The organism is Luminiphilus sp. nBUS_16 (assembly GCF_051201645.1).
In the GTDB taxonomy this organism is placed as follows: Bacteria; Pseudomonadota; Gammaproteobacteria; order Pseudomonadales; family Halieaceae; genus Luminiphilus.
On the sequence record NZ_CP179205.1, the window covers coordinates 731,488 to 757,241 of the forward strand.

The window sequence follows — 25,754 nt, forward strand, 5'->3', positions numbered from 1 at the left end:
GGTCCTTTTTGTAAGGTTTTTTTTTTGCGTTGTCAGCGGTTTTTTCAGAGACGCATTAATTTTTCATTATGCAGGAAAATTACCACATCTAAAGGGGATGAAACCTATTGCGTGAAGCCCCTCTAGCGGCGCATTATTCGCGAAATTATGGCACGCCAGTATTTCGGCAGTACACCAAAAAAATAACAACAGATTAGACATAAAAAAAAGAGTACGCCCATGAATGCACCCGTTATTTCTTTCTCAAGACGCCTGCGTGTATCACCCTTTGAATTACGCTCTTTAGAGGGGTCAAAGTCTGCGTCCGTCTACAACCACTTAGTGTTGCCAACCTGCTATGAATCCCTAGAGGCTGACTACTGGCACCTGCGTGAACACGTTCAGCTGTGGGATGTTGCTTGCCAAGTACAGGTTGAGGTCCAAGGTCCGGATGCGGCAGATTTTATTGAGTATCTAACCCCTCGTGATGTCTCGCGCTGCCAGGTGGGGCAGTGCATTTACACGCCACTTATCGACGAGGCTGGCGGCATTATCAATGATCCGCTGATTTTACGATTGGCGGATGACCGGTTTTGGATTTCGCTATCAGATTCTGATGTTTTGTTGTGGGCTAAGGGCCTGGCATTGGGTAAAGGTTTTGATGTGCGTGTTTTCGATCCCGATGTTTTCCCATTGTCTATTCAAGGCCCGAAATCAGCTGACCTCCTCAGCCGAGTTTTGGGAGACACCATCAGGGAACTTAAGTTTTTTCGTTTTATAGAAACGGAAATCGCCGGGACTTCAGTCGTGGTCGCGCGCACGGGCTGGAGTGGACAGGGCGGCTATGAAATCTACCTGCAGGAGCCCGATGCGGGTGTGACGCTTTGGGACACACTGGCAGCGGCTGGAGAGGATCTTGAAGTGCGCCCCGGTTGTCCCAATCTTATTGAGCGCATTGAAAGCGGATTGTTGTCCTTTGGTAACGATATGACCTTGGCAAATAACCCCTTAGAAGCCGGGCTTGACCGCTTTTTTAAGCTGGGTAAGTCAGCTGACTACTTAGGTCGTGCTGCGCTGGAGGCGATTGCTGAAGCGGGTGTTACTCAACGACTGGTAAAGGTCGTTATAGCGGGTGAGCCCATCGCGAACCCACGAACGGTCTATGCGATCCAAGATGCTGCAGGTGAAGATATTGGCACGGTCACCAGCGCCGTTTACTCGCCAAATCTCGGTAAAAATATTGGCTTTGGCTATTTGCCCGTAGACGGCTGTGAAGAGGGCCGCCGTGGGACAGTGCTTACCCCCGAAGGGGCAAGAGAACTACGAGTTGCTAATGACGACTGGTCTAGCTCGTTGGAGTGAGTTTTTGCCATTTCTAGCCGTTTCGTGGCGGGTTACATGCCATGCAGCATCTTAGTCTCGAGGTAGTCTTCAAGCCCCATCATGCCACCCTCTCGGCCATTACCCGACTGCTTGTAACCCCCAAAAGGCGAGCCGTATTCATAGACGCCACCGTTGACATGAACAGCACCTGCGCGCAATTGCCGCGCCACTCTTCGGGCCCGCGCGGGATCACCGGTTTGCAAATAGGCGGCTAGGCCGTAGGGCGAATCATTGGCGATTGCAATGGCTTCTTCTTCGGTGTCGAAGGGAATCACGACGAGCACGGGTCCAAAGACCTCTTCGCGGGCAATACGCATTTGGTTGTGTACGTCGGTGAACAGAGTCGGTTTGACATACCAGCCAGTCTCAAAACCCTCGGGTTTACCCAATCCACCCACTAACAAATTAGCGCCTTCATCAATACCGACACCAATGAGGGTTTGGACGCGATCAAACTGTATGCGATCAAATAAGGGCCCTATGTGATCCCCCTCCTGTACTGGATCGCCAACTCGAGTGGCGATTGTCGCTTGGCGGGCTATTTCGACGACTTGGTCGTAGCAGCTGCGTTCTACCAGTAAGCGCGTGGGGGCATCGCAGGACTGCCCTGTATTGGCCATACACTCAGCCACCGCGTTTTGAACGCGTTCTTCAAGGTCGCTATCGGCGAACACTAAATTCGCCGATTTGCCTCCCAGTTCCAACGTCACGCGTTTCACAGATTCTGCCGAATCACGTGTTACCGCTGTGCCTGCTCGAGTTGAGCCGGTGAAGGACATCATTTGAATATCGGGATGTTGTGACATGGCGGCACCCACTTCGGGCCCTTCCCCGTTTACAAGGTTGAAAACACCAGGGGGGCAGCCGGCCTCGTGGAGAATTTCAGCGTAAATAATTGCAGATAGCGGGGTGTGTTCGCTGGGTTTAAGGACGCAGGTACAGCCAGCAGCGAGAGCGGGAAGAACTTTTAATGCGATTTGGTTGATTGGCCAGTTCCAGGGCGTGATTAGGCCGCAAACGCCGATAGGCTCACGGACTAACAGTTCCCCATTGCCGAGATCGACCTCTTCCTCGAGCCGTTCCAAGGCATCAACGAAACCTTGCAAGTGACCAATGGCAGCGTCTGCTTGTGCCTCACGGGAAAAAGTAATGGGTGCGCCCATTTCCTCGCGCATGGCTTGAGCCAAATCTTCAAATCGGGCCTCGGTTACTTGCTTGATACGTTCGAGTAATGCCAGCCGTTCTTGCTTTGAGGTCATTGAGAACGTTTCAAATGCTTGGCTGGCTGCTGCTACAGCACGATCGACATCGTTCGCGTTGCCTAGCGCCACCGTAGCAACAACCTGCTCATTAGCGGGATTGATAACGGGCATCGTGACAGTGGAGTCAGGAGAGACCCAAGCGCCGTTGATATAAAATTTGTGCAGATTTTCCATGAGGCACTCGCTTATTAGTGTGGCGTTTACGGGTGCACCGTGTACCTCGACTAAATCTGAAACAGAGTTGAAGTGCGGTGTTACGGCGCTGGCATAGTATGGTGATCGCGCCCATTATCGAGGTCAGTAACGACTTTTGGAACCCCCAAAAGCGCTCCGTAGGATTTGAATAATATGGTGACACTCAACTGAAGTTAGCACGCTCGAAGGTTTACTGACCCATTCCTATTTTCATTATCGCAGGCTTACCCAGCGCTGCGATCGTTGCTTTCTCCTCGGTAAAAAAGTCAGCTGCATGGCGGGGGCCGTCTCGCCCGATGCCCGAGGCTTTGAAACCACCGAAGGGCGCGCGAAGATCTCTGGCGATGGGAGTGTTCAGCCAGAGGGTGCCGGCTTGGACTTTTTGTTGGAATACCTGAGCGCGATGTAGACTCTCCGTCCAACAATAGCCAACTAAACCGAAGCGGCTGTCGTTGGCGATTGCCCAAGCTTCCTCGTCATCTTCGAAGACTTGAATCGTAACAACAGGTCCAAATATTTCCTCCTGACACAAAGGAGAATGGTTGTCTAAAACTTTAAACACCGTCGGTGCCACGAAGTAGCCACTGCCCAGCTCGGGCATAGCGCGCCCACCGGTCAGCAGGTTGGCGCCGCTATTTTTGGCGAGGGTAAAAAAATTGAGGACATGTTGTTGATGCTCGGCAAAACCCATGGGACCGACTTCAGTTGTGCTGTCTAGTGGATCGCCGACACGCAGCGTTTCAGTCCGTGCCACAAACCTCTCGATAAAACGCTCTGCAATTTGGGTTTGCACCAAAATACGCGAGCCTGCAATGCAGATTTGTCCGCTATTACCAAAAGCGCTTACCAATGCCCCGTCGATTGCTCGGTCGATATCAGCATCGTCAAAAATAATGTTGGCTGAATTCCCCTCTAGCTCAAAATGCACAGGGGTAAGGCGCTCTGCCGCTGCACGCATGAGTTTTCGTGCGGTGTCGCCACGTCCGGTAAAGGCAATGCGATCAATGCCTTCCGCCTGCGCCAGTGCGGCGCCGGTAACAGCGCCTCGGCCGTTGACAATATTGACGACACCCGAGGGCAGCCCCGCTGATTCAAGTAGGTGTACTAATTGCAGCACTGCCAGTGGTGAAAACTCAGAGGGCTTCAAAACGCAGCTATTACCAAAGGCAATACATGAGGCCACTTGCATGCTAGAAAGTGCCAAACAGGCATTCCATGGGGCAAATAGGGCGGCGACGCCTACAGGATGACGGGTGATGACCGTACGATACTCTTGCAGTTGATCAAAGGTCTCCCCTGCAAGCACTCCAATGTAATCGGCGAAGAAATCGAAGTTATCAGCGGCTCGAGGTATCTGACGTGCCGCTAGGTGGGCAAAGGGCAGTCCGGCACAAATTGACTCTCGAAGTGCCAGATCATTTGCATGCGTTCGGATCGCTTGAGCGGTGGCACGCAGCACACGCTGCCTTTCTTCGATGGTGGATTGGGACCACTCACCGGACTCAAAGCGGGCTTTTGCCGCAGCGACTGCCGTTGCCACCTGTGTGGCATCATCTTCTTGCAGGCTGGCAATCGTTTCACCCGATCCGGGATAGCGCACCGGCAGGCTTATTGCAGGTGTTTTCGGCAAAACAGGCAGGCCTGCGATATGCCCCGTGATGAGATCAGGTAGCTCGAGGTTAGCGATGCTTTCATGCAGTATCGGCGATCCCACGGTTCGTCTCCTTGGCACGGGTCATTCCGGTTTATAGGGGCGTTATCATAGCCCGAAGGGAGCCAACAGTCGCTGTATCGCCCGAAAAACAAAAGATGGGGGTGTCGCCGCTGTTGGGCATTCCCTTAGTGTCTGGGCCCGACTGGTTTGTCGCGGCAGCTGTATCGCGCTACCGGCAGCTTTTCCTAATGGTGCTTCCGCAAAGGGTAATACCTCGACAGCAATGTTAGCTGGGCGAGGGGTTATTGAAGAAAAGTGTCGCCGGTGAAGTGCCCGTGAAAACCAAAGGGTATGTGGTGGTCTAGCAGCACTGCAGCAATTTCCTCTTCAGGATTTTGCGCATCGCGAATTTGAATTTCAGAGCGATGCGTGCTGGCGTCATAAACAACCGCGAGCAAATAGCCATCATCCTGAGTTTTCGGACGTGCTTTCGGAGTAAAGAGCGCTTCGGAGGTGTACCTATTTTCACCCACATCAGTATGGGTGCAAGCCCCCGTACGGGTATTGAGGGTAACAAAACTATTAAAAAATCCATGCTCCCGACCCGGAGCATGCCCGACATAAAAGCAGTGTTCACTGCTTAGGCCTGTACGATTTGTGTTCCAAGCGGGAAATTCACCGGTAGGCGCATGATCAAAAGCTTCTAGGCGTGTATGGCCGGTCTTTAGATCGATCCGCAGGCGATGCAGCTCCGCGCCTGCGACGGTTTGAACATCAAAGACATCCCCTAGCCATGCGAAACCTTCGGTACTTTTTGTTTGGAAGAAATCTGTGATGAGCTCGTCTTTGGTCTCAAATGAGTTGGCAAAGTGCACAACAATCCCGGGAGGTAATTCAAACTCTCGGGTTACGGCCATGGTGCGCAAATCCACAACAATGCCGCGCATGGCTTGTTGCTCGTTGTAATTTAAATTCTCGCTCAGCGTGGTGGTACCCAATAGGGGGCCCCCAAGCTGGAAGTTAATCGAGCTCACTACAAAAATGGCATAGTTTTCAGTAAGGCCAAAGTCGTGGAGGAAGGGGAATCGATCGAGAGGAATACGACAGCTGCGAACACCATGACCGTCGGCTGGAATATCATGAACGTCGAGTGCACATTTGATGCCGCGCCAGCCAAGCCCCGTCAGATTGATGCCAAAATTAATCTGATTTCCGGTGCGAGGGTGAATTTTTCCATGGGCACTTATGGTCGTTCGTGGGTTTAGGGTGCTGCCATAATATTCTGGCCCAAGTGTCTCAAGTGTCTCTGGGTTCAATCGGTAAGGTTGTCCACCCTCATAGAATGCGCACAGCTTGTCGCCATGCCAAGAGACGCCCGTATTGGCTGGGTTAGATAGAGGTCTGAGAATATTTTTTCGCCAACCGCCCTTAATTTGCGTGCCAAATCCGCGATGAGATACTCGCCCCTCCTCGTGGTCCTGAAGATACTTAGGTGTGCGCACGTAGCGGTTTTTGAAATGCGCCTTACCGTCAATAAAGGTGGCTGCGCTGATCATGCCGGGACCGTCGAACCAATGACCGTAGGCCTCACTGCCCGCATTCATGGCGCCGGGCCCGTTTCGAAACAAGGTGCCGGTCAAATCCTTGGGCAGGGTGCCGCGTACATTATTAGCCCAGCCATTACGCTCTTCCTGCAGTGCAAGAAATCCTCGGTGGAAGTCACAGTTGCGCTGTGCAACGTTAATCAGTTTTGCTTCAGCATTCATCAATCAGCCTCTGGCGCAGATGGATCAAGGGTGGGGATAAGAATGTCGATGCTGCTGTCAATCAGTGCGTCGATTAGCGGAGGAACATCGACTTCGAACCCGTCCAGCATTTTGTGGTTGTAGAGATCAATCAGCCCATGAGTATTGGTAAGCAGCGTAATGACGCGAACCCAAATGGTATCGGGCCCAAAACCTTCCTCGGCAATACCTGCGATACCGGGCACTGAGGAATTGGCCTCTGGTGGTGTCAGTGAAACGCCGGACCGGCTGAGCAGGCTCGCAAACAACTCAATCATGCGATTGGAAGTACGCTGGCGTAAATCGCCGGCGATATCGTTTTCGTCATTTGCAAGATCCTCGCGCAACTGCAGTGGCGGGTGAACCATAAGTTCCCAGTAGCCTGTCCAGTCATGAGCGAAGCGGACGGCGGATTTCAGAAGGCCTGCCAGCTTGTCTCGGGGCTCTTCGAAACGGGTAACACCCTCCTTGGTGTAGGCATCTAAGAGCTCATAGCCACGCTGTGTTGTTTCGATAAATAGCTGCCGCTTACTGGGGAAGTAGTTGTAGAGATTCGCCGCTGTCATATCGACGCTGGCCGCCAGCGCCCGCATAGAGAGTTGGCTCATGCCTTCTGATGCCATGACCTGAGCGGCTTCATCCATGATGCGCTGCTTTTGGACCACGATTTCCTCGTTGGAAAAGGCTTGCCTTGGCATGGCTTAACAATCCTCATTAAGGCGCGAAATTCGCGCTACGGAACATGCGTCCCGTGGGGCCAAAATTAATTAATGAACGTATGTTAACTTAACGTATGTTAAAATTTCAAGCGGCGTTTTTGGTGCGCGTGTGGGCGAAAGTGATGATGCATTGCTGTGGTGACCCACAAAGACCACGGGGTAAACTGAATATGGGTTTATTAAACAGCGAGAAAATACATGTCGGCGGGTAATACGGGAGTTTTGATCTCTGTGGTTCTGGCTGTTGGTTACATAACTCTGGCGATACTTGTATGGAGCATGGTGAGTGCCGTTTACAGGAAAATTCGGGGCAGGTTTCGACTCAATATCACTGGCCGTTGGGTTGTTGTTACAGGGTGTGATTCAGGTATTGGCTTGGGCTTAGTCACCGCGCTGTCAGAGCGTGGCGCTAAGGTGGTCGCTTGTTGCTATACCGAGGCTGGCGCACACGGAGCTTTAGCCGCGGGAGCCGCCTGGGCACCACACTTTGACTTAACCAAGGACGATGCAATTCGCGAGGTTGCAGCGCAAATTCATGCCCGAAGTGATGGTGCTGTCTGGTCTGTGGTGCACGCAGCGGGGACCGTCTTACCGGGATTCGTTGATTATCAGCCGATTAATTTTTATCGAGACGTGATGGCGGTAAATTTCTTTGCACCTGTCTTGCTCACTCAAAAACTCCTCAGCGCTTTGCGGCGTTGCAAAGGTCGAGTGGTTTTGGTCAGTAGTGTCGATGGCTTAGTAAGCCTACCCGGCAATGCCCCCTACGACGCTTCAAAATTTGCTATTGAGGCCTATGCCGATGCCCTGCGAGCTGAGTTGTCGTTCTGTGACGTATTTGTGAGTGTGATTAACCCGGCAACAATGCGCACGCCCATGGCGGAGGCCTTTTTCCCGGCACACCGAAACACCTGGCAAGCCATGGCTAAAGACGATCCCGGGGGCGATTGGCAAGCACTGTGGCCAGAATCTTGGCTCGAACAATATGTTGAAAAAAACACGCAACAGCTGCGTAGCATTGCGGAGGATCCCGCGGCGGCAGTCAGCGATGTTGTTCATGCTGTCACCGCCGCCCATCCAAAATTACGTTATTTGAGCGGCCGACTGGCTAAAACCTTTTTTTACGCGCTATGGCTAATGCCAGAGGCGTGGTCGCTTCGTATTAAACGCCTTACTGTCCAACCCCAGCCGCCTAGGAACAGCTCATGAACATATCGGGACTTCTCCATATCAACATCAATTGCAAGAATTTTGAAAGATCAAAACAGTTCTACGAGATGTTGGGCTTTGAGGTCATTATGCCGGTTCCATCAGAAGGGCGAGGCGCTGCAGCGGCAGCTGTTGGCATGGAACGTTACCTTGTTAAAGGAGCGCTCATGAAGCATCCCAGCCGCATTGTCATCGACTTGCTTGAATGGCAGGAGCCCTCTGAAGAGGGTGCTCCTTACGAGAGCATGGCACACCCCGGGATCGCTCGGGTCGCCTTCACGACAACATCGCTTGACGATGACGTGGCAACCCTCGTTGAAGCAGGTGTGAAATTCTTATCCACTGCTCCTGCCGAGGTAGGTGGCCCCAGAGGTTCAACAGTGCGCTTTATTTGCTTCAAGGATCCTGACGGCACCGTGCTCGAATTGGTTGAAATGTCAGGTTCCTGAGTGGAGTCGGGGGCCCGCCGGAGCGCCTCGCGACTGAACAGATGCTAAAGACTCAATTCCGGGATATTTTTGAATTTTTGTATCTTTGTCAGTAGGGTTTACGTTTTGATTTTGTGTGGCGGTAGAAAATTGTGATGGATATTTCAAAATCGATAGATCTCTGTGCGGCCTATTACGGCAATCAGGCTGACGCTATGCGTCAATATCTTGAGTCCGGGCAGGAGGCTGCTTTACGCCTAGATAATCGAGGTCCTATTTGTTTTGACGAAGCCGGTAGTCTTGATCCCGCGATTCGTGAGGCGTATTCCCGGTATGGGTTTTATGTTTTTACCGATGTGCTTAGTAAAGAAGAGCTCGCTGATATTGAGGCTGATTTGGGCGAAATGCGCAAAAGCTTCCCTACCGGGCCGGAGAGCCTTGTTAACGCAGATGGACACCCGGCATTGGGGTCAGATTGTAAAGCGCTTACGTTAGTCTGGTCTAAGCCACTAGGAGATCCATTAGGTGGTACGGCGTTGGCAAATGGGCGTCATCAGGTCAAGATGTTTGAGCCTGAGGCTGCTAAGGAGGCTCCCGCCGCGGCACCTTTTATTCTGTTGGGATCGCTGCAGTTCTCCGACGCTTGTCTACGTACCTATGCCCATCCACAGCTGCTGCGGGTTGCGGAGGCGATTAATGGGCCCGACTTCGCGCCATTTAATGAGGCACTGTTTATTAAAGACCCCGGTATTGGAGCTGCAGTTTCATGGCACCAAGATGGCGTTACTCATTGGGACAGCGACGACTTCGATGAGGACATTCACGGTTTTAATTTTATGGCGCAGGTTTATGGCAGCACTGCAGTCAATGGCGTCTGGGTTGTGCCGGGTACGCATAAATTGGGCAAAATCGATATTAATGAACTCGTGGCAGAAGCGGGTAGTGAGCGTCTGGAGGGTGCTGTCCCTCTGGTTTGTAAACCCGGTGATGTTGTGGTTTGTAACCGACAGTTGGTCCATGGATCATTTCCTAACTGTGGTTTGGAGCCCAGGGTTACGGTGAACTTTGGCTTTCACCGTCGATCTTCAGTGTTGGGTGTTCAGGGAGGTGGCATCCACAGTGAGGCACAAGAATTTGACGCAGAAACTATCGCTCGCCGCTCTCGCGTTCTGGGGTATGCAATTGACGCACGCCAGCAGCGGTTCGCCGGTGAGTCGCCTTATCGCTATCAGCCTTTCGCAGATGAAAAGAAAAATTTTAGCTGGAATACGCAAACTAGGGCAGATATCAAAGATTATAACTGCGACGATTTGAGTATCTGAAGTACTTACCTGTTTTTAACGCGTGCAGCAAATGGTGACAGATTTTTAATCTGCGTGGCTTTTGCTGAGGAAACCTCTGAGAATAGCGAACTTATGTTCACTTTAGGGCGCGTGTCTCAAGTAGGCAGCCCACAGGCCCATTAAATTAGAGGTGCGTATGCCAGATTTAAAATTGATACAGGTGATGGTTTTTTTAATGGCAGCTTGCCTGTGGATTTTCTCCCAGGTAGCGCGAGCCGACGATGCCTCGATTGCTCAGAAATTAGCCAATCCCGTTGCCTCGCTCATCAGCGTACCTATTCAAATCAACTACGATGACAAGTACGGCGTTGGTGAAAAGGGTTCTATTTGGAAAACCAATGTTCAGCCAGTCATTCCAGTCTCACTTAATGACGACTGGAACATGATTTCTCGAACGATCTTACCTTTTATCGACCAGTCAGATTTTCCAGTGCAAGGCCATGGTGAGTCTGGGGTAGGAGATGTGGTGCAAAGCTTTTTCTTTTCACCTAAAGCACCAACTGCGGGCGGTCTTATATGGGGCGTTGGGCCGGTAATCAATATTCCCACTGCAACCAAAGATGCATTGGGACCAAGAGCTTGGGCAGCCGGACCCACAGGGCTGGTATTAAAGCAGTCGGGGCCTTGGACCTACGGTGCATTGGGGAATCACCTGTGGTCTTTTGCAAAAGAAGACAACACCGAGATAAATGCGAGCTTTGTGCAGCCCTTCGTTTCATACATCACGCCTAAAAAATTGACCTACTATCTCAATACAGAATCCACTTATAACTGGGATAGTAAGGATTGGTCTGTGCCTATTAACGTCGGTGCGAATCAGTTAGTAAAGTTTGGTAACCAACTCATGCAGATTGGTGGTGGTGTTCGATATTGGGCAGATTCGGGTGAATTTGGGCCGAAGGGCTGGGCGCTGCGAGTGAATGTCGTGTTTGTGTTCCCCAAGGGCTAAACAATATTTAGGACTTAGCTGAGTTCCAACGTTCATCGGCTAAGCTCAGAAATGGCAAACGTAGTATCCCCGTGGGTGAGAGCGCGTAGTGGGCCAGATGAGCCAATCGGCAACCAAGCGCCTAGTGTTTCAGGTTTTTTGTTGTCGAAGCCGTAACGCACTATGCGGTGGTTGGTCTAGCTGCCTCTATTTCAGGGTAGTGTGCTGCCGGATTTGACGGCTATGGGTGGGTCGCAAATGATCTGCCTATGGCACTCCGGACCGCATCAAAGTCTGCATAGTGAAAAAAATAAAGGAGGGGTGACATGGAGGCAGTATCAAGGCGCTTCATGATAAAAAGCCTGGCGACAGGTGTTGCTCTAGCGGGCCAGTCGATCACATTGGCAAATTCTCAGCGGTCGATGCCTTACAACAAACGTGTTGCTACCTTCACTGTGCACAACGACTTGCCTTGGGCGCTGGAAACGCGCCGTAGCCAATTTGGGTTTGGCCCTATCACGCCAGCCTCACACTTCTTTGTGCGAAATAACCTTCCCATGCCACCCGCTTCAGTGACTGGTTTGGGTGACAGTTGGTCTTTCGAGGTGCTGGGCTGCAAAGACTCGGGAAGCCTAACGCTTGCCGACTTGAAGCGCATGCCGATACAAACAGTGGCTACTGTTTTGCAGTGCTCGGGTAACGGCCGTGAATTTTTTTCCCATGACCCCTCCGGCTCGCAGTGGGGTGTGGGTGCAGCGGGTTGTGCACTATGGACCGGGGTGAAGGTCGCCGATATTTTTGAGCATTTTGGTGGCGTTGTGGGCGATGTGGCCTTTTTGACGGCAGCGGGTGGTGAAGAGTTACCCGAAGGTATTGATAAAAATGCCGTGGTTGTCGAACGGTCGATCCCTATTGCCAAAGGGCTGGCTGATTGTTTGCTGGTTTGGGAGATGAATGGTGCGCCATTGCCGCCTGTTCACGGTGGACCACTGCGTCTTATCGTGCCTGGATATTTTGGGGTCAATAACGTCAAGTGGGTTAGGCAGCTAGCAGCAACCTCGCAAGAGTCGGCTGCCAAGATTCAGCAGTCGGGTTATCGGCTTAGGGCGCAAGGCGAGTCGGGTGGGCCTCAGCACCCCTCCATGTGGCGAATGCCAGTGAAATCCTGGTTGAACGGCCCGGGTGCTGATGGCGAGCCCGTATTGGCGGGTATGAACACTTTATACGGGGTTGCCTTTGCCGGTGAGCGAGGTATCAAATCGGTAGAGGTTTCGAGTGATTCGGGTCAGACCTGGCAGTTGGCCCAGCTTGTGGGTCCCGATCTTGGTCCCAACGCTTGGCGTACATTCAGTGTGCAAGCCGAGCTCGCTGTGGGTCGACATCGCTTTGTGACCAGGGCAGTTGATACTGAGGGCGAACAACAACCTCAGCAGGCAGCAGATAATCATCGCGGCTATGGTCACAATGGTTGGGAAGATCACGCCCTTGAGGTCAGGGCGCTGAAAGAGCTGCCCAAGACAGCTCCAATCATTGAATCAGATCAAGATGACTCATCAGGCGCTCTGATAGGCACCGCTGCAACCGATGTCGCCAAGCCATCGTTGGTGTTGTCTGATCAGGCGCTGCAGGGTAAAAATATTTTTATGGCCAAGGCTCAGCCTGGCTGTGGTGTGTGTCACAGCCTCGAGGAGGCCAATGCCCTCGGGGTCGTTGGACCAAATTTCAATACCTTAAAGCCGAGTCTGATGCAGCTGCGCAGTGCCATCACTCAAGGGGTGGGTGCGATGCCCGCTTACGGAGGACAGCTGAGTACCGAGGAGGTTGATGCCCTGGCTGCCTACGTCTTCGAAGCGAGTCGATAACTCGATTTTAGTGCGCCACTCTGTACAAAATATGCTCAGCTGATGCCGGCCGATCAAGATCGAGCTGGTTGCCATCGGTCTGCCAGGGCGCTCCCCATAGCCAGGCCAAGAATAATCAGGGTAAAGAAGACGAAGTGGTGCCAAAAAGGCATGGCGTCCCAATATTGAAGTTCTACCCATACAGCGATGGCCAGCATTTCAAGTGTCATCCCAAGTTGTATCAGCCTGAGCCTTGAGCTTGCTCCCGCGATCATTCGAGCTGCAAAACCACAAATGATCAAGCTGATCAGTTGCAGGCACTCTATGGCAATGACCAACCCGGTGTTCTGTGTGCCGCCAAAGCGATTGACCTCCTCGGGATATTGGGCGAGAAGCAGGCTTGTCAGTGGCAGACATAAAACGCCATAAAGTAGCGGCAAACTGATGATGGCGATGAGTTCTCTGAGTACTGTCCGCATGGATATGGTCTCTTTTTAAGATCGAATTGCAGCGGCACTAGAGTAACCCGCATCAAAAAGGCTAGGCGAGTGGCAGTGTCCCTAGTGTTGACGAAAACATCTGCGTGTCTCGCGGTCAAAGGGGGCACGACCCTGTTCCCGCCCTAGTGGAAATTTGATTGTTAGCGAGCCACACCATGTCAGCGTGGCAAAATTTTTAGCCAGCCCAATAGACGGCGACTCATCCAGATGGTGGGTTTATGCCGGCTACTTCTTACATTTCCTGATCCCGCAGTGCCCGCCGCATAATTTTCCCCGTTGTGGTCATCGGCAGAGCCGCAACAAATTCAATCAGTCGGGGTACTTCGTGCTTGGCGAGGTGTTGTCTAACTAGCTGTTTCAAAGATTCCGCGAGTGCTTCATCTGGACTAAATCCTTCGGCGAGAACCACAAAGGCTTTTACGAGCTCGGTCCGCTGTTCATCGGGTACGCCAATGACAGCCGCCAGCTGGACGGCATCACTTTTCAGCAGACAGTCCTCAATTTCAGTCGGACCAATACGGTAACCTGAACTGGTAATGACATCGTCGGTGCGCCCATGAAACCAGAGGTAGCCGTCCTCATCTTGCTCCCCAAGGTCTCCAGTGATCATCCAGTCGCCAATAAATTTGGCGTCCGTTGCCTCTGGATTATCAAGGTAGCCTGAAAACATGGCGGGGTGCGGGCGCTTTATGGCGATATTGCCTTTGGTTCCCGTCGCCACCTCTTGGCCACTGTCATCAACGATCCCACAAATTGAACCGGGCATGGCTTTGCCCAACGATCCATGACGCACTTCCATGAGCCGGGGGTTAGTGCCGATCATGCCATTGCATTCAGTTTGACCAAAGCCTTCGCTGATGGTGAGTCCGAAGCGCTTATCGGCCCAAAGGGCCAGCTCTTTACCTACAGCCTCGCCGCCACTTAAAACCACCCTAAGGTCGATATCTTGGGCAGCTTCTGAATCTACTTGGCGCATCAGTTTTAGGACGGTTGGCGTCAGCAAAGAGACAGTAATTTTGTGCTGAGCTAAAACTCGAAAGGCGGCTTGGGCATCAAAGCCCTGCATGTCAGTCGATACGACTCGGCATCCTGAGTACCAGCCGATCAACAAAATGTTAATGAGTCCGGCAATCCAAGCCCAGTCGGCAGGTGACCAAAGAACATCATCTTCTCTGGGTCCGTAGTCATAGTAATACTCAAACAGGGGCTTGTTGCCCAGCAGTAGCCGGTGAGGCATGAGTACGCCCTTGGGTTGCCCTGTAGTGCCTGAGGTGTAGCTGATCCACGCGGTGTCCTCCCCCCGCGTTGCCACATTGGTAAAACTTGTCGATTGGCTTTTCAACGTTTTCCAGAACGACAAGACGCGAGCTGGAGTGTCTTCGTCCGTAACAATAATGTGTTTAAGGGCGGGGCAATGCTCCATGACTTCTGTGATCTTTCCAATGTTGGCTTGATTAGTAATGCAGACCTGAGCACCACTCCCCAGTAGCCGGTGTTTAATCGCATCAGGACCGAATAAAACCGAAGCTAGGCAAGACACGATGCCGGCCTTAAAGCAGCCGATATGGGAGATCGCACACTCGGGTGACTGAGTGAGCATCACCAGTACGCGATCACCCGTCTGCAGTCCGAGCTCGCCAAGCAGATTGGCTAATTGATTGGAGTAGGCTTTTATCTGAGCGAAGCTGTAGTTGAGGACGGTGCCATCTGAGGATTCGTGGGTCATGGCGATACGGCAGGGATCGTCGGCCCAGCGATCGCAAACTGCGTCCGCGATATTGAAATGCGTTGGAATGTCCCACCTGAAGTTTTTACAAATCGCTTCGTAGCTGGTGCCGATTGGAAGATCCATAGTTATTCCTCACAGGTCCATGGGCAAGCTGTGCCTTAATCAGAGGCGCGTCGCCAAGTCGTTATCCTGCCCATCCATAACTGGCGGAGTGGCGTGGGTTGAATGGCTTTTTGGGTGTCAGCCTCTGTGGTCGTTTAGCCGTATAGCTCGCGTCGCTTTTTAAAGGCGGCTTTGACGCCCTCTTTTCGCAGGGTTTGAAAGAAATCTTTGAAGCTATCGAACTGATGGTAAATAGCATCGAGATCTGCCCCTCTACGTACAGAAGGCTCCATGCCCATATTTTCGAACCAAGTATTAGAAACTTCTTTCAGTATTGACAGGTTGTCGGAAGGAGCTCGGGCAATATGAGCCGCCAGAAGTGCAACTCGGGCATCCAAGTCTTCGTGTGCGACAACCTCATTAATCAGGCCAATTTTCTCAGCCTCATAGGCGTTAATCAGTCGTGATGTGTACAGCAGCTCTTTAGTCTTTCGATAGCCAATCAGCATGGGCCAAAACATAATTGACGGCGGTATTCCAAGGTCTCTTCCAGCGGGATGACCAAAGCGGGCTCGCTCGCTAACTACAGCTAAATCACAGACCCCCAGTAGTTCTCCCGCACCCGAAAGGCAGTCGCCCTGAACTTTGGCAATAATCGGTTTTGGGTAGCGCCACATTTTCATCCAGTAGTCGACAATGGTGTGGACGTCATCTCGATCTTTTCGAATATCAACATGGTCCGGGAAGTTGGCGGGATATTGTGATGTAATCCAGTGCTCCTCCCGCAGGTCATAGCCGGTGGAAAATGCTTTACCAGCAGCTTCGATGACAATAACGCCAATGCTATCGTCTTGGAGCGCGTCATCCAGTACGTTTTCTATCTCCCCCAAAACTTGCCAAGACAGAGGGTTGAGATCATCCGGCCGATTGAGTGTGATGGTGCAGACCCTTCCTTCCTGAGACGCCAAAATCATAGAATGTTTGCTCATGGTTTTTCTCCCGTACTCGCGGCGAGTTTACGCTTATGTCCCGGGGAATCTGGCATTGGGCAAAGGCACAGCCGGGACAGTCTTGTTTTTTTACAAAGCTTGGGGCGGTGCGCTAACAGCAACACTGAATATACGCAGATTCCCTCAGAACCGCCTATATTGAGTGAAATGAAGTGTGCAGCGTACACTGGCGCGTCAGAAGACTTTTTCGAGATGGCTAAGCTTCGTTGGATTGGGTAGACGCGCTTAGCTGGTGTCGATCTATATAGCCAACAATACATGCGCTCTAGTTGGAGGGCTGTCATTTTTTGCGGAATATCCATCGTGAAAATGGCGGTCAGCACCCGAGCAAGTCAAAGCCCCTCCGTTTGAGCTGCAGATACCGGGAAAGCTAATGTCACTGGAATTACAGGATGTTTCGCAAGTCGTTGATGGGCTATTACAGATTGCTCCAACCGACCTTGTCCTTGAGAAGGGGACCATGAACGTTCTGCTAGGCCCCACGTCTTCGGGCAAAACCTCTCTTATGCGGTTGATGGCGGGGTTAGACAAGCCCAGCACAGGGCGCATTTTTTCATCAGGTGTTGATGTCACACACCAGCGCGTACAGCAGCGCAACGTTGCAATGGTTTACCAGGAATTTATCAATTATCCGGGCATGACGGTTTATGACAACATTGCCTCTCCCCTGCGGCTGCAAGGCCAAACTAAGGTGGATGTCGACCGACAGGTGCGGGCTACGGCTGAGATGCTCAAGTTAACCCCGGTTTTGCAACGCAGGCCCCTCGATCTTTCTGGAGGACAACAACAGCGCTGCGCGTTAGCACGAGCGTTAGTCAAAGGGGCTGAACTGGTTTTATTAGATGAACCGTTGGCCAATTTAGATTACAAATTACGCGAGGAATTGCGTGCTGAAATTCCTAGAATTTTTGAGCAGGCGGGTAGTATTTTTGTTTACGCCACTACTGAACCTGAGGAGGCGCTATTGCTAGGTGGCAACACCGCGACACTTTGGGAGGGGCAAGTTACGCAATTTGGCTCAACACTATCGGTGTATCGTCAGCCTGAAACACTTACCACAGCAAGGGTTTTTTCGGATCCCCCCATGAATTCTATTGTCGTGACAAAAACCGCTGACACGCTGTCTTTAAACGATGGTGCGGTGTTGCGTGTTCGCAATCAGTGGGCTGTGCTTTCTGATGGCACATACACCCTAGGGTTTCGTGCGCATCATTTAAAGATTCTTTCACCCGAGACGGTTGAGCAAGCATCACAAGCATTTCAGTTGCGGTGTACTGTTGTCGCTATTGAGGTCACTGGGTCAGAGACATTTTTACATTTGCGTTACGGAGAGCTGATTTGGGTGGCCATTACCCCTGGCTTACAAAAAATGGCGGTCGGTGATGCTGTCGATGTGTGGCTCGACGTCGCTCAGCTCTTTTTATTTGACGGCGTAGGGTGTTTGGTTGCCGATGGCGCTGGCGTGATTTAGGGGACTGCTGATGGCTCAAATTACGTTGTCAAACCTTGCCCACACTTATGTCCCCGGCGGGGCGCATGAAAGTGATTTTGCCCTCAAGACCCTAAACCACGTTTGGGAAGAGGGCGGTGCTTATGCGCTTTTGGGACCTTCTGGGTGCGGAAAAACAACGCTGCTTAATATTATCTCCGGCTTGATTATGCCCTCCCATGGCCGCGTCTTGTTTGATGGTGTCGACGTGACTGCCTTACCTGCAGAAAAGCGAGATATAGCGCAGGTTTTTCAATTCCCGGTGGTCTACGACACCATGACGGTAAGAGAAAATTTGGCGTTTCCTTTAAAAAACCGCGGCCTAGCAATGCCTGACATTCAGGCCCGGGTGGCTTTAATCGCTGAAATGATAGGGCTCGAGAGTGTTCTTGATCAACGAGCTAGAGGTTTAACCGCCGACGCCAAGCAAAAGATCAGTCTGGCGCGGGGGATGGTGCGGGAGTCAGTTAATGCTATTTTATTTGACGAGCCCTTGACCGTTATCGATCCACAGTTGAAATGGGAGCTTCGCACACAGCTTAAATCTCTGCACCGTGAGTTTGGGCACACCATGATTTACGTGACTCATGATCAGGTAGAGGCGCTGACCTTTGCTGATACTGTAGTGATGATGCACGAGGGCCGGGTTCTGCAAATGGGCACACCGGAATCGCTATTTGAAACACCCGCGCACACTTTTGTCGGTCATTTTATCGGTTCCCCGGGCATGAACTTCTTTGATGCTCAAATTGAGGGATGTGATGCCATGATCTATGGCCAACGTATTCCGTTGGGGAGGCGCTATAAATCACTGTCAGGTCGCACTCAGGTAGGCATACGACCGGAATATATTCAGTTCACCAAAGAGGGAGGTTTACCCGCTGTAATAAAGCATATTGAAGATGTCGGGCGCCGACGTATTGTGCATGCAGAGGTTGCAGAATCCTTGGTCAAAGTAAGTGTGCCTGACGGATACTCCTTTGACACAACGATGGATCGGATAAGATTTAATCCCGACAAGATCAATATCTTTGTAGACGGCTGGCGGACTGAGGGTGAAGCGCTCTAATGGCAAAGACACAAAATAATAAAGCGTGGCTATTCGTATTGCCCGTCTTGGTCTTGGTGGCCTTTTCTGCAGTTATTCCTCTCATGACCGTTGTGAACTACGCGTTCAACGATACCTTCGGAAATAACCAATTTTTCTGGAACGGTTTGGGTTGGTTTGAAGAGATGGTGCGCTCAGAGCGGCTGCACGATGCGTTGGGACGTCAGATTGTGTTCACAGTTATTATTCTTGCGATCGAAGTGCCTCTGGGAATCTTCATTGCGCTCTGTATGCCCAAAAGAGGTTTTTTGGCGAGCCTTTGCTTGGTCCTTATGGCGTTGCCGTTACTTATCCCATTCAATGTTGTGGGGACAATCTGGCAGATTTTCTGTCGAATCGATATTGGCTTGTTGGGTCGGGCGATGTCGGCATTAGGGGTGGATTACAACTACACAAGCGATGCTTTCGATGCTTGGGTGACGCTGATTGTCATGGATGTCTGGCACTGGACGTCATTGGTGGCACTGTTGTGCTATGCCGGCCTGCAGTCGATCCCTAGCGCGTATTATCAAGCTGCCCGCATTGATCAGGCTAACCGGTGGGATATTTTTCGTTACATAGAGCTGCCGAAAATGTCTGGGGTACTGCTAATAGCGATACTGCTGCGCTTTATTGACAGCTTTATGATTTACACGGAGCCCTTTGTGGTGACGGGTGGCGGACCAGGAAATTCGACCACGTTCTTATCAATTGATTTGGTGAAAATGGCTATCGGGCAGTTTGATTTGGGTCCTGCTGCAGCATTTTCTCTCATGTACTTCCTCGTTATTCTCTTGATTAGCTGGGTCTTTTATAGCGTTATGGTGGCGCGTGATGCCGGGGAGGAGGGATAGTGCGTCTTCGTGGATCGACCCTCGTCATGACCGTATACCTCGGGTTTTTGCTACTGCCGATTTATTGGTTGGTCAGCATGAGTTTTAAGACCAATGAGGAGATTATTACTAATTTCACCTTGTACCCCGTGGAATTTACTTTACAGAACTACATAACAATCCTTACTGACTCCAGTTGGTATATGGGTTACGTCAATTCTTTAATCTACGTGCTGATCAACACACTGTTATCCATTGGCGTTGCGTTACCCGCAGCTTATGCCTTCTCTCGCTACCGCTTTATGGGGGATAAACATCTATTTTTCTGGTTGCTAAGCAATCGAATGGCACCCCCTGCAGTATTTGCTTTACCCTTTTTTCAGTTGTATTCATCGGTGGGTTTATTTGACACGCATATTGCTGTGGCCTTGGCTCATTGCTTATTCAATGTGCCGTTGGCCGTTTGGATTTTGGAAGGCTTTATGCGCGGTGTGCCCAAAGAGATCGATGAGACCGCGTATATTGACGGTTACAGTTTTGGGCGGTTTTTCATCAAAATTTTCATGCCATTGATCTCTAGTGGAGTGGGAGTTGCGGCTTTTTTCTGCTTTATGTTCTCGTGGGTAGAGTTGCTGTTGTCCCGAACGTTGACTGCCGTTGATGCGAAATCAATTGCTGCAACAATGACGCGCACGGTTTCTGCGTCAGGCATGGATTGGGGAGTACTGACCGCAGCGGGAGTGCTGACCCTTATTCCCGGGGCCGTCGTGATTTATTTTGTGCGTCACCACATTGCGAAGGGTTTTGCCCTGGGAAGGGTGTAATGACAAGCGTGCACTGGCGTTGGGTTTATGGGATTACGGCTTGCACTTTATGTGTGGGGTTAGGGGTTCTTTTTATATCTGTGCCCCGTGGGGAAGATGGCCTACAGTGGACTCAGCCACTTGTGCAGGGCGGGTGGATGGCTTGGACATTTCCCGTGGCTTTATTTTTTTATGGCATTGGTGCCGCTTTGGTGGTGTTTTCGATATTGGCAATTCGTTTTCCGGAAACACCGCGTCGAGGCATTTTGGGCATGCGAACAACCCGGGGTGATCGCTTATTTGTGACATTGTTAGGGTCTGCGTTTATCAATTTGGGGTGGCTCTTTTTTTTTGGAGCACCCTTAACTGGCGCTGCGATCGTATGCTTGCTTTTCGCACTGATCGTTTTTCGTTGGGTTTAGGCAATAACTGGCGTTCGGGCTCTCAGTGCGCCATCGGCGCAAATTGGCGATGACCTCAAGATCAAAAAGTCTTAGGAGTCTTGAACGACTTGGAGAACAGATATGCTAGAACACACTAAGAAATTTTTCGTTCCACGCTTGGCCATTTTGTTTTTGAGCGTGCCTGTTTGGGCCGGTATTGATGACGCACGAAATTTCCTTGATGCCGAGATAGGGACAACCTCTGTGTTGAACAGGGCCCAACAAGAGGCTGAAATGCAGTGGTTTGTAGATGCTGCTGAAGCTTTTAAAGGTATGAGCATTAAGGTGGCATCAGAGACCCTTACGACTCACGAATACGAAGCGAAGATCCTGGCACCGGCATTCACAAAAATCACGGGGATTAAGGTAACTCACGATTTGATCGGCGAGGGAGATGTTGTCGAGAAACTGCAGTTGCAAATGCAGTCGGGCCAAAATATTTATGATGCCTATGTTAACGATTCCGACCTCATAGGAACGCACTGGCGCTATCAGCAAGTTCGTAATCTGAGCGACTTCATGGCCGCGGAGGGGGCTGCTGTAACCAGCCCTCATCTAGATCTCGATGACTTTATTGGCACGAGTTTTACAACGGCGCCCGATGGCAAGCTTTATCAACTGCCTGACCAGCAGTTCGCAAATCTTTATTGGTTTCGTGAGGACTGGTTCAGCGATCAGAAGACGAGGCAAGATTTTAAAGCGCAATTTGGTTACGAGCTGGGCGTCCCCGTAAATTGGACCGCGTACGAAGATATCGCGGCATTTTTTACCGGTCGCAATATGAGTTACTTAGGCGGACCGAATCGGGTGTTTGGCAGCATGGATTACGGTAAAAAAGACCCCTCTTTGGGATGGCGGTACACCGACGCCTGGATGTCTATGGCTGGAATGGGTGACCATGGGCAACCCAATGGCTTGCCCGTGGATGAGTGGGGTGTGCGGGTTGATGATGACTCTCGTCCGGTAGGGTCATGTATGGCTCGAGGCGGTGCAACAAACGATGCAGCCGCGGTTTATGCGGTTACTAAGGCCATTGAGTGGTTGCAAAAGTATGCGCCCCCTGAGGCTGCTGGAATGGTGTTCAGCGAGGCAGGGCCTGTTCCCGCCCAAGGCCATATTGCGCAACAAATCTTTTGGTATACCGCTTTTACCGCTGACATGGTGAAACCGGGCTTGCCGGTCATGAATGCCGATGGCACGCCAAAATGGCGTATGGCGCCATCACCTCACGGGGCTTATTGGACTGAAGGCACCAAAGTGGGATACCAAGATGTGGGCTCATGGACCCTGATGAAATCCACCCCCGCTGATCGTGCTCAGGCAGCGTGGTTGTATGCACAGTTTGTAACGTCGAAAACCGTTGATCTGAAGAAGTCAGATGTTGGCCTTACTTTTGCTCGGCAGTCGACAATTGACAGCGAACATTTCACTCAACGTGCCACTCAACTAGGTGGGCTCATTGAATTTTATCGTTCGCCAGCGCGAACAGCGTGGTCCCCAACGGGCACAAATATTCCAGACTACCCAAAGATGGCTCAATTATGGTGGCAGAATATTGGTGACGCGATGTCTGGTGAAAAAACACCCCAAGAAGCACTCGATACATTGTGTGCCCAACAGGAAAAAGTCATGGCACGCATTCAAAGATCCGGCGTGCAAGGGAAGTTTGGCCCGCAGTTAAATACGCCTCAGGACCCCGAAATCTGGCTAGACGCTCCAGGTGCTCCCGTTGCAAAGCTTACTGATGAGCGGCCTCCAGGAGAGACGATAGCCTACGATAAGCTGCTTAAGTCATGGCAGCAGTAGAGGGGCGGGCCGACTACTTTGGACAGAAAACTGTTGTTCGCTGCATCCAAGTAAAAGCTGGCGGCTACTTATGCGCGTAGGCTGGTGTGTCGCGAGTTCGCGATGGGATCGTTCGGGTCAAGCGCATCCCTGTGTGCGGGGATAGCTATGCAACAACTGCGGTGGGTATCAGAAGCTCGAAACAGGCCCCCTTTGATGACGCCAGAAGCACAAGGTTACCCCCATGATCCTGCATGATTTTTTGACTTATCGATAGCCCCAGGCCTGTCCCGCCCTCACTCATTTTGGTGGTGTAAAAGGGCGTGAAAATTTTGTCCTTTAGCTTGTCATCAATCCCAGGGCCATTGTCGCGCACAATGATGCTGACGTTATTGCCCTTAAGACTTTGTGTAACGGTTAGCTCACCCCCCCCCTGTTTCGCGAGTACATGTTTTGCGTTATTGAAGAGGTTGATCAGGACCTGCTCTATTTGCTGGGCATCAACAAGGACGTTCGCCTTCCCCTGAGACAGAGAGGCGCTCACCTTGACGTTATCGAGTTCAAATTGCGACCTCACCATTTGAATAGAGGCGGCGATGATGGTTGAAATTTCAATCTCCTCTCTTACCAGCTTTTTTGCGCGAGCAAATGATTTGAGATCATCAATGATTTTTGCGGACCGAACGACTTGTTCCTGTATGCGGACAAGTTTTGCGCGTAAGTAGCTGTCATCCAACTCGTATTTATTCATCTTGGCGGTTATGTTTGACGAGCTCATGGTGATTGCATTCAGAGGCTGACTCAGTTCGTGGGCAACACCGGTGGCTAGCTCACCCAATTCTGCTAGCCGAGAGGTATGCGCCAATTGTTCTTTGGCGATAATTAATTCAGAGATGTCTTCAACTCGGGCGTAGTAGGTGGTGGTTGGAGCGCCGTAGTGTCCAAATTGTAAGGTGAGGCGCCGAACATCATCGTCGTCACCAAAAGTTAGTGCCGCTTCCTGAAAAAAACGGCTTTCCCCGCTTCGCAGCCAAGCCAGCGTAGTATTAAAAACGACGTCATCAGCCTGATCCCTGTCAGTCAAGGAATCCTTGTTGTTATAGGTCGCAACGGCAGCGATAAAAGATTCTCTTATAAATTGATACTCACTGGATCTGGATATCTGATTTTGATTTGCAATTTCGCCATTCTCATTGACTAACAATAGAAAAGCTTTGCTCTGCTCTACCATACCGTTGAGCTGATCAGCTCGAGTTTTCAGTTCGACAACTGCCTCATTTTGCTCTTTTTGCAATGTGTTCAGGTTTTCGGTGAGTTTAGCGACAGACCCTCTGAGGTGGTCAAATTCGGCAATTTCAAATCTTTGGAGATCGGGCTTTGCACCTGAGTTTGGAGTGTAACTTTGTAAGAAAGCTGATAGTTGCTGTACCCCGTTCAATTCGGTCTTTATCCATTGACGCACAAAAACAATAAAGCCCAGCAAAATAGAAAACATTATTGAAAGGAATATGCCCGAGTCGCGCAGCTGAGACTCAGCAAACACTCGCGCGCTGAAACTTGTGCCAACGCCTGTGGCGCTCCATTCTGAATTTATTATGGATGGAAAGTCATGAATTATCTGCTCATTAAGCCGCCGAGAAAAAAAGTGGGGGTTAGCTGTCGTAGACCCTGCTATTTGAAAGGAAGACGAGGTCCCCCAGGGTATGCTTCTAGCGCCTATGTTCACGTCATAGAGAATGTCTGATTCGTCAGAGATGCCCGCGATAAGCCTTGCGGTTTTGTTTGCGGTATTTTGCTCTAAAAAAATGATTAATTCGAAATTTTTGCTTCTAATGCGGTGTGTCCAGAATTCGGTGGGTTTGGCCAGTATCAAGCTGTCCTCTGCTTCTTCGGAATGCCGTAAAGACATTGGAATGCCCTTCAAATCAAGGCCTTCACATTGTTTGCTAAACACGATGGGCTTCGCTGAAGAAGTGATCAAGAGGAAGCCACACATGGCCGGGAGACTCTCCAAAGTTTCTGGGAGCTTTGAAGCAATAACATCAGGATTGTTTTCAGCGGTTATTATTAATTGATCTGTAGCCAGATACACCGCCTCGGAGCGGGCCATGACCCACTCGTTGTAAAGGCTTGAGGTGTTACGCGCCAGCCGGAGAAACTCCGTATTTTTCGCGTCGTCCCGAACCACATACTCCAAGAGTAAGAAAACGGTTGAGGGTATGATTATGAGGCTGGCGACACCCACCTCCAAGGTGTAGCGAATGGAGTGCTGCCCCACGTGGCTAGCTACGGGTGCCAAACCACCGAGCCACTCTCTAAGCCTAGAGGAGTGAAAGATCAGTGAAAATAATGAAAGGGTTAAAATGTTTGAGCAAAGTTCCTGGAGGACGATGGTAGTTCCGCTCCACGAAAATTCCTGAAAGTAGGGGAGCGCAGCGATGCAAAGGAGGGGTGTGCCACACCAGACCCAAAATTTAAGGCCTTCACTGAAAACTTCTAAGTTGCTGCTTTTATCTGCTCTCCATCCAAGCCATGCGGCCAGTAAAAAGTGAACTAGAACAGCTATTGGTCCTATATAGTCCGACGGCGCTATTAAGGCCGTAATTAATGCATAAGAGCAAAAGCAGGATAAAATGCCCCAGCGTAAGCCCATAAAAACAGACGCAAAAATATAAGTAATCGGGAAAACATAGGGCGCAGACGCATAATAAAAGTCGCCGCGAAGGCTTTCCAGCCCCAGCGCAGTCACTGTGAGGACGGCGGTGATGATCAGTTTAAATAGCGTCAAATGGGACAAGGTCCATGCATTCGCTATATTTGAGTCTTCACTCATCCGTGCAGCACCTAAATGGCCGCTGCGCAGTGGCTCTATGCCTTCTGCGTCGCTTAATGCCCCGCCTTGAAGCATCGGGTTGAACGGTTGGGCGCCATCATCCTTGATTGCCATCCCTCTACTCATCTGAAGTAATGAAGCCGGTGATTCTGACATAAACTGTAGACCCCCAACACCTCTTCGTTAGGTAAAGAATGCAGCTTTGTTAACTTCAGGCGTGGCTCTGCGCAGAGGCGTTTGCTCAAAAACAGGCTCAATTTGCGCAGCATTAACCGGCGAGGGGGCAGAGACACCGGTGTAGTAACACAGAGCACCTCAGCTGTACGCGCATGGATAGATAGGGAGCCCACAGACGCACAGCAGTACCAGCAATGCCGAGGGACAATAGCAGAGTGGAGTCTGTGATGGCTCGTTG

Annotated in this window: 20 protein-coding genes; 12 read left to right on the plus strand and 8 right to left on the minus strand. The window is 51.1% G+C overall.

The window, feature by feature from the left end; genetic code table 11:
- The first annotated feature begins 219 nt into the window (after positions 1-219).
- A complete protein-coding gene (locus tag ACMAY6_RS03340) occupies positions 220-1,341 on the plus strand; it encodes a dimethylsulfoniopropionate demethylase (RefSeq protein WP_435214425.1) in 1,122 nt (373 codons plus the stop codon).
- A gap of 32 nt (positions 1,342-1,373) precedes the next feature.
- Here the strand turns inward: ACMAY6_RS03340 and ACMAY6_RS03345 are convergent, their stop codons facing one another.
- From ACMAY6_RS03345 to ACMAY6_RS03360, 4 genes are all read right to left on the minus strand, one after another.
- Positions 1,374-2,798, minus strand: a complete 1,425-nt coding sequence (locus tag ACMAY6_RS03345; protein WP_435214427.1) for an aldehyde dehydrogenase family protein — start codon at positions 2,796-2,798, stop codon at positions 1,374-1,376.
- Between the two features lie 211 nt (positions 2,799-3,009).
- Positions 3,010-4,533: an aldehyde dehydrogenase gene (locus tag ACMAY6_RS03350; RefSeq protein ID WP_435214429.1), complete on the minus strand. Its 1,524-nt coding sequence runs from the start codon at positions 4,531-4,533 to the stop codon at positions 3,010-3,012.
- Positions 4,534-4,775: 242 nt separating this feature from the next.
- Complete coding sequence (locus ACMAY6_RS03355; RefSeq protein ID WP_435214431.1) at positions 4,776-6,239, minus strand: carotenoid oxygenase family protein; 1,464 nt, start codon at positions 6,237-6,239, stop codon at positions 4,776-4,778.
- The gene (locus ACMAY6_RS03360; protein ID WP_435214433.1) at positions 6,239-6,955 is read right to left on the minus strand and encodes a TetR/AcrR family transcriptional regulator; all 717 of its coding nucleotides are present in this window, start codon (positions 6,953-6,955) and stop codon (positions 6,239-6,241) included. The genes ACMAY6_RS03355 and ACMAY6_RS03360 overlap by 1 nt, the downstream gene beginning before the upstream one ends.
- Positions 6,956-7,174: 219 nt before the next feature.
- Between ACMAY6_RS03360 and ACMAY6_RS03365 the strand changes: the two genes are divergently transcribed.
- The 5 genes from ACMAY6_RS03365 to ACMAY6_RS03385 all read left to right on the plus strand — a co-directional run bounded on the left by ACMAY6_RS03365 (position 7,175) and on the right by ACMAY6_RS03385 (position 12,746).
- Complete coding sequence (locus tag ACMAY6_RS03365; RefSeq protein WP_435214435.1) at positions 7,175-8,185, plus strand: SDR family NAD(P)-dependent oxidoreductase; 1,011 nt, start codon at positions 7,175-7,177, stop codon at positions 8,183-8,185.
- A complete protein-coding gene (locus ACMAY6_RS03370) occupies positions 8,182-8,634 on the plus strand; it encodes a VOC family protein (RefSeq protein WP_435214437.1) in 453 nt (150 codons plus the stop codon). The genes ACMAY6_RS03365 and ACMAY6_RS03370 overlap by 4 nt, the downstream gene beginning before the upstream one ends.
- A 134-nt stretch (positions 8,635-8,768) precedes the next feature.
- Entirely contained in the window at positions 8,769-9,935 is a 1,167-nt protein-coding gene (locus ACMAY6_RS03375; protein WP_435214439.1) for a phytanoyl-CoA dioxygenase family protein, read from the plus strand.
- A 157-nt stretch (positions 9,936-10,092) separates the two neighbouring features.
- On the plus strand, positions 10,093-10,905 hold the full coding sequence (locus ACMAY6_RS03380; RefSeq protein ID WP_435214441.1) for a transporter: 813 nt from the start codon (positions 10,093-10,095) through the stop codon (positions 10,903-10,905).
- Positions 10,906-11,210: 305 nt separating this feature from the next.
- Entirely contained in the window at positions 11,211-12,746 is a 1,536-nt protein-coding gene (locus tag ACMAY6_RS03385; protein WP_435214442.1) for a molybdopterin-dependent oxidoreductase, read from the plus strand.
- Between the two features lie 53 nt (positions 12,747-12,799).
- Here ACMAY6_RS03385 and ACMAY6_RS03390 read toward each other — a convergent pair whose 3' ends face one another.
- From ACMAY6_RS03390 to ACMAY6_RS03400, 3 genes are all read right to left on the minus strand, one after another.
- The gene (locus tag ACMAY6_RS03390) at positions 12,800-13,204 is read right to left on the minus strand and encodes a hypothetical protein (protein ID WP_435214444.1); all 405 of its coding nucleotides are present in this window, start codon (positions 13,202-13,204) and stop codon (positions 12,800-12,802) included.
- Positions 13,205-13,457: 253 nt separating this feature from the next.
- The gene (locus ACMAY6_RS03395; RefSeq protein WP_435214445.1) at positions 13,458-15,077 is read right to left on the minus strand and encodes an acyl-CoA synthetase; all 1,620 of its coding nucleotides are present in this window, start codon (positions 15,075-15,077) and stop codon (positions 13,458-13,460) included.
- A gap of 134 nt (positions 15,078-15,211) precedes the next feature.
- Complete coding sequence (locus ACMAY6_RS03400; RefSeq protein WP_435214447.1) at positions 15,212-16,045, minus strand: enoyl-CoA hydratase/isomerase family protein; 834 nt, start codon at positions 16,043-16,045, stop codon at positions 15,212-15,214.
- Between the two features lie 394 nt (positions 16,046-16,439).
- On the opposite strand from ACMAY6_RS03400, the gene ACMAY6_RS03405 reads away from it, so the two are divergent.
- The 6 genes from ACMAY6_RS03405 (at position 16,440) to ACMAY6_RS03430 (ending at position 22,527) form a co-directional block, all read left to right on the plus strand.
- The gene (locus ACMAY6_RS03405; RefSeq protein WP_435214448.1) at positions 16,440-17,537 is read left to right on the plus strand and encodes an ABC transporter ATP-binding protein; all 1,098 of its coding nucleotides are present in this window, start codon (positions 16,440-16,442) and stop codon (positions 17,535-17,537) included.
- Between the two features lie 10 nt (positions 17,538-17,547).
- Positions 17,548-18,624 (plus strand): ABC transporter ATP-binding protein, encoded by a 1,077-nt coding sequence (locus ACMAY6_RS03410; RefSeq protein WP_435214449.1) that lies wholly within the window; start codon positions 17,548-17,550, stop codon positions 18,622-18,624.
- Complete coding sequence (locus ACMAY6_RS03415; protein WP_435214451.1) at positions 18,624-19,496, plus strand: carbohydrate ABC transporter permease; 873 nt, start codon at positions 18,624-18,626, stop codon at positions 19,494-19,496. Before ACMAY6_RS03410 ends, ACMAY6_RS03415 begins: the two co-directional genes overlap by 1 nt.
- Positions 19,496-20,299, plus strand: coding sequence for a carbohydrate ABC transporter permease (locus ACMAY6_RS03420; RefSeq protein WP_435214453.1), 804 nt, complete (start codon positions 19,496-19,498; stop codon positions 20,297-20,299). Before ACMAY6_RS03415 ends, ACMAY6_RS03420 begins: the two co-directional genes overlap by 1 nt.
- A complete protein-coding gene (locus ACMAY6_RS03425; RefSeq protein ID WP_435214455.1) occupies positions 20,299-20,700 on the plus strand; it encodes a DUF2160 domain-containing protein in 402 nt (133 codons plus the stop codon). Before ACMAY6_RS03420 ends, ACMAY6_RS03425 begins: the two co-directional genes overlap by 1 nt.
- 102 nt (positions 20,701-20,802) lie before the next feature.
- Positions 20,803-22,527 carry an ABC transporter substrate-binding protein gene (locus ACMAY6_RS03430; protein WP_435214457.1) on the plus strand — a complete coding sequence of 575 codons (1,725 nt, stop codon included), beginning with the start codon at positions 20,803-20,805 and terminating at the stop codon, positions 22,525-22,527.
- A 145-nt stretch (positions 22,528-22,672) separates the two neighbouring features.
- Here the strand turns inward: ACMAY6_RS03430 and ACMAY6_RS03435 are convergent, their stop codons facing one another.
- Positions 22,673-25,453 carry a sensor histidine kinase gene (locus ACMAY6_RS03435; RefSeq protein ID WP_435214459.1) on the minus strand — a complete coding sequence of 927 codons (2,781 nt, stop codon included), beginning with the start codon at positions 25,451-25,453 and terminating at the stop codon, positions 22,673-22,675.
- Positions 25,454-25,754: the final 301 nt, after the last annotated feature.

Coding starts and splice junctions, on each gene's coding strand:
- ACMAY6_RS03435 (WP_435214459.1), bottom strand. CDS start 25,453: ATGGCAATCAAGGATGATGGCGCCCAACCGTTCAACCCGATGCTTCAA.
- ACMAY6_RS03355 (WP_435214431.1), bottom strand. CDS start 6,239: ATGAATGCTGAAGCAAAACTGATTAACGTTGCACAGCGCAACTGTGAC.
- ACMAY6_RS03345 (WP_435214427.1), bottom strand. CDS start 2,798: ATGGAAAATCTGCACAAATTTTATATCAACGGCGCTTGGGTCTCTCCT.
- ACMAY6_RS03360 (WP_435214433.1), bottom strand. CDS start 6,955: ATGCCAAGGCAAGCCTTTTCCAACGAGGAAATCGTGGTCCAAAAGCAG.
- ACMAY6_RS03390 (WP_435214444.1), bottom strand. CDS start 13,204: ATGCGGACAGTACTCAGAGAACTCATCGCCATCATCAGTTTGCCGCTA.
- ACMAY6_RS03415 (WP_435214451.1), top strand. CDS start 18,624: ATGGCAAAGACACAAAATAATAAAGCGTGGCTATTCGTATTGCCCGTC.
- ACMAY6_RS03400 (WP_435214447.1), bottom strand. CDS start 16,045: ATGAGCAAACATTCTATGATTTTGGCGTCTCAGGAAGGAAGGGTCTGC.
- ACMAY6_RS03370 (WP_435214437.1), top strand. CDS start 8,182: ATGAACATATCGGGACTTCTCCATATCAACATCAATTGCAAGAATTTT.
- ACMAY6_RS03425 (WP_435214455.1), top strand. CDS start 20,299: ATGACAAGCGTGCACTGGCGTTGGGTTTATGGGATTACGGCTTGCACT.
- ACMAY6_RS03380 (WP_435214441.1), top strand. CDS start 10,093: ATGCCAGATTTAAAATTGATACAGGTGATGGTTTTTTTAATGGCAGCT.
- ACMAY6_RS03410 (WP_435214449.1), top strand. CDS start 17,548: ATGGCTCAAATTACGTTGTCAAACCTTGCCCACACTTATGTCCCCGGC.
- ACMAY6_RS03365 (WP_435214435.1), top strand. CDS start 7,175: ATGTCGGCGGGTAATACGGGAGTTTTGATCTCTGTGGTTCTGGCTGTT.
- ACMAY6_RS03375 (WP_435214439.1), top strand. CDS start 8,769: ATGGATATTTCAAAATCGATAGATCTCTGTGCGGCCTATTACGGCAAT.
- ACMAY6_RS03385 (WP_435214442.1), top strand. CDS start 11,211: ATGGAGGCAGTATCAAGGCGCTTCATGATAAAAAGCCTGGCGACAGGT.
- ACMAY6_RS03430 (WP_435214457.1), top strand. CDS start 20,803: ATGCTAGAACACACTAAGAAATTTTTCGTTCCACGCTTGGCCATTTTG.
- ACMAY6_RS03340 (WP_435214425.1), top strand. CDS start 220: ATGAATGCACCCGTTATTTCTTTCTCAAGACGCCTGCGTGTATCACCC.
- ACMAY6_RS03395 (WP_435214445.1), bottom strand. CDS start 15,077: ATGGATCTTCCAATCGGCACCAGCTACGAAGCGATTTGTAAAAACTTC.
- ACMAY6_RS03405 (WP_435214448.1), top strand. CDS start 16,440: ATGTCACTGGAATTACAGGATGTTTCGCAAGTCGTTGATGGGCTATTA.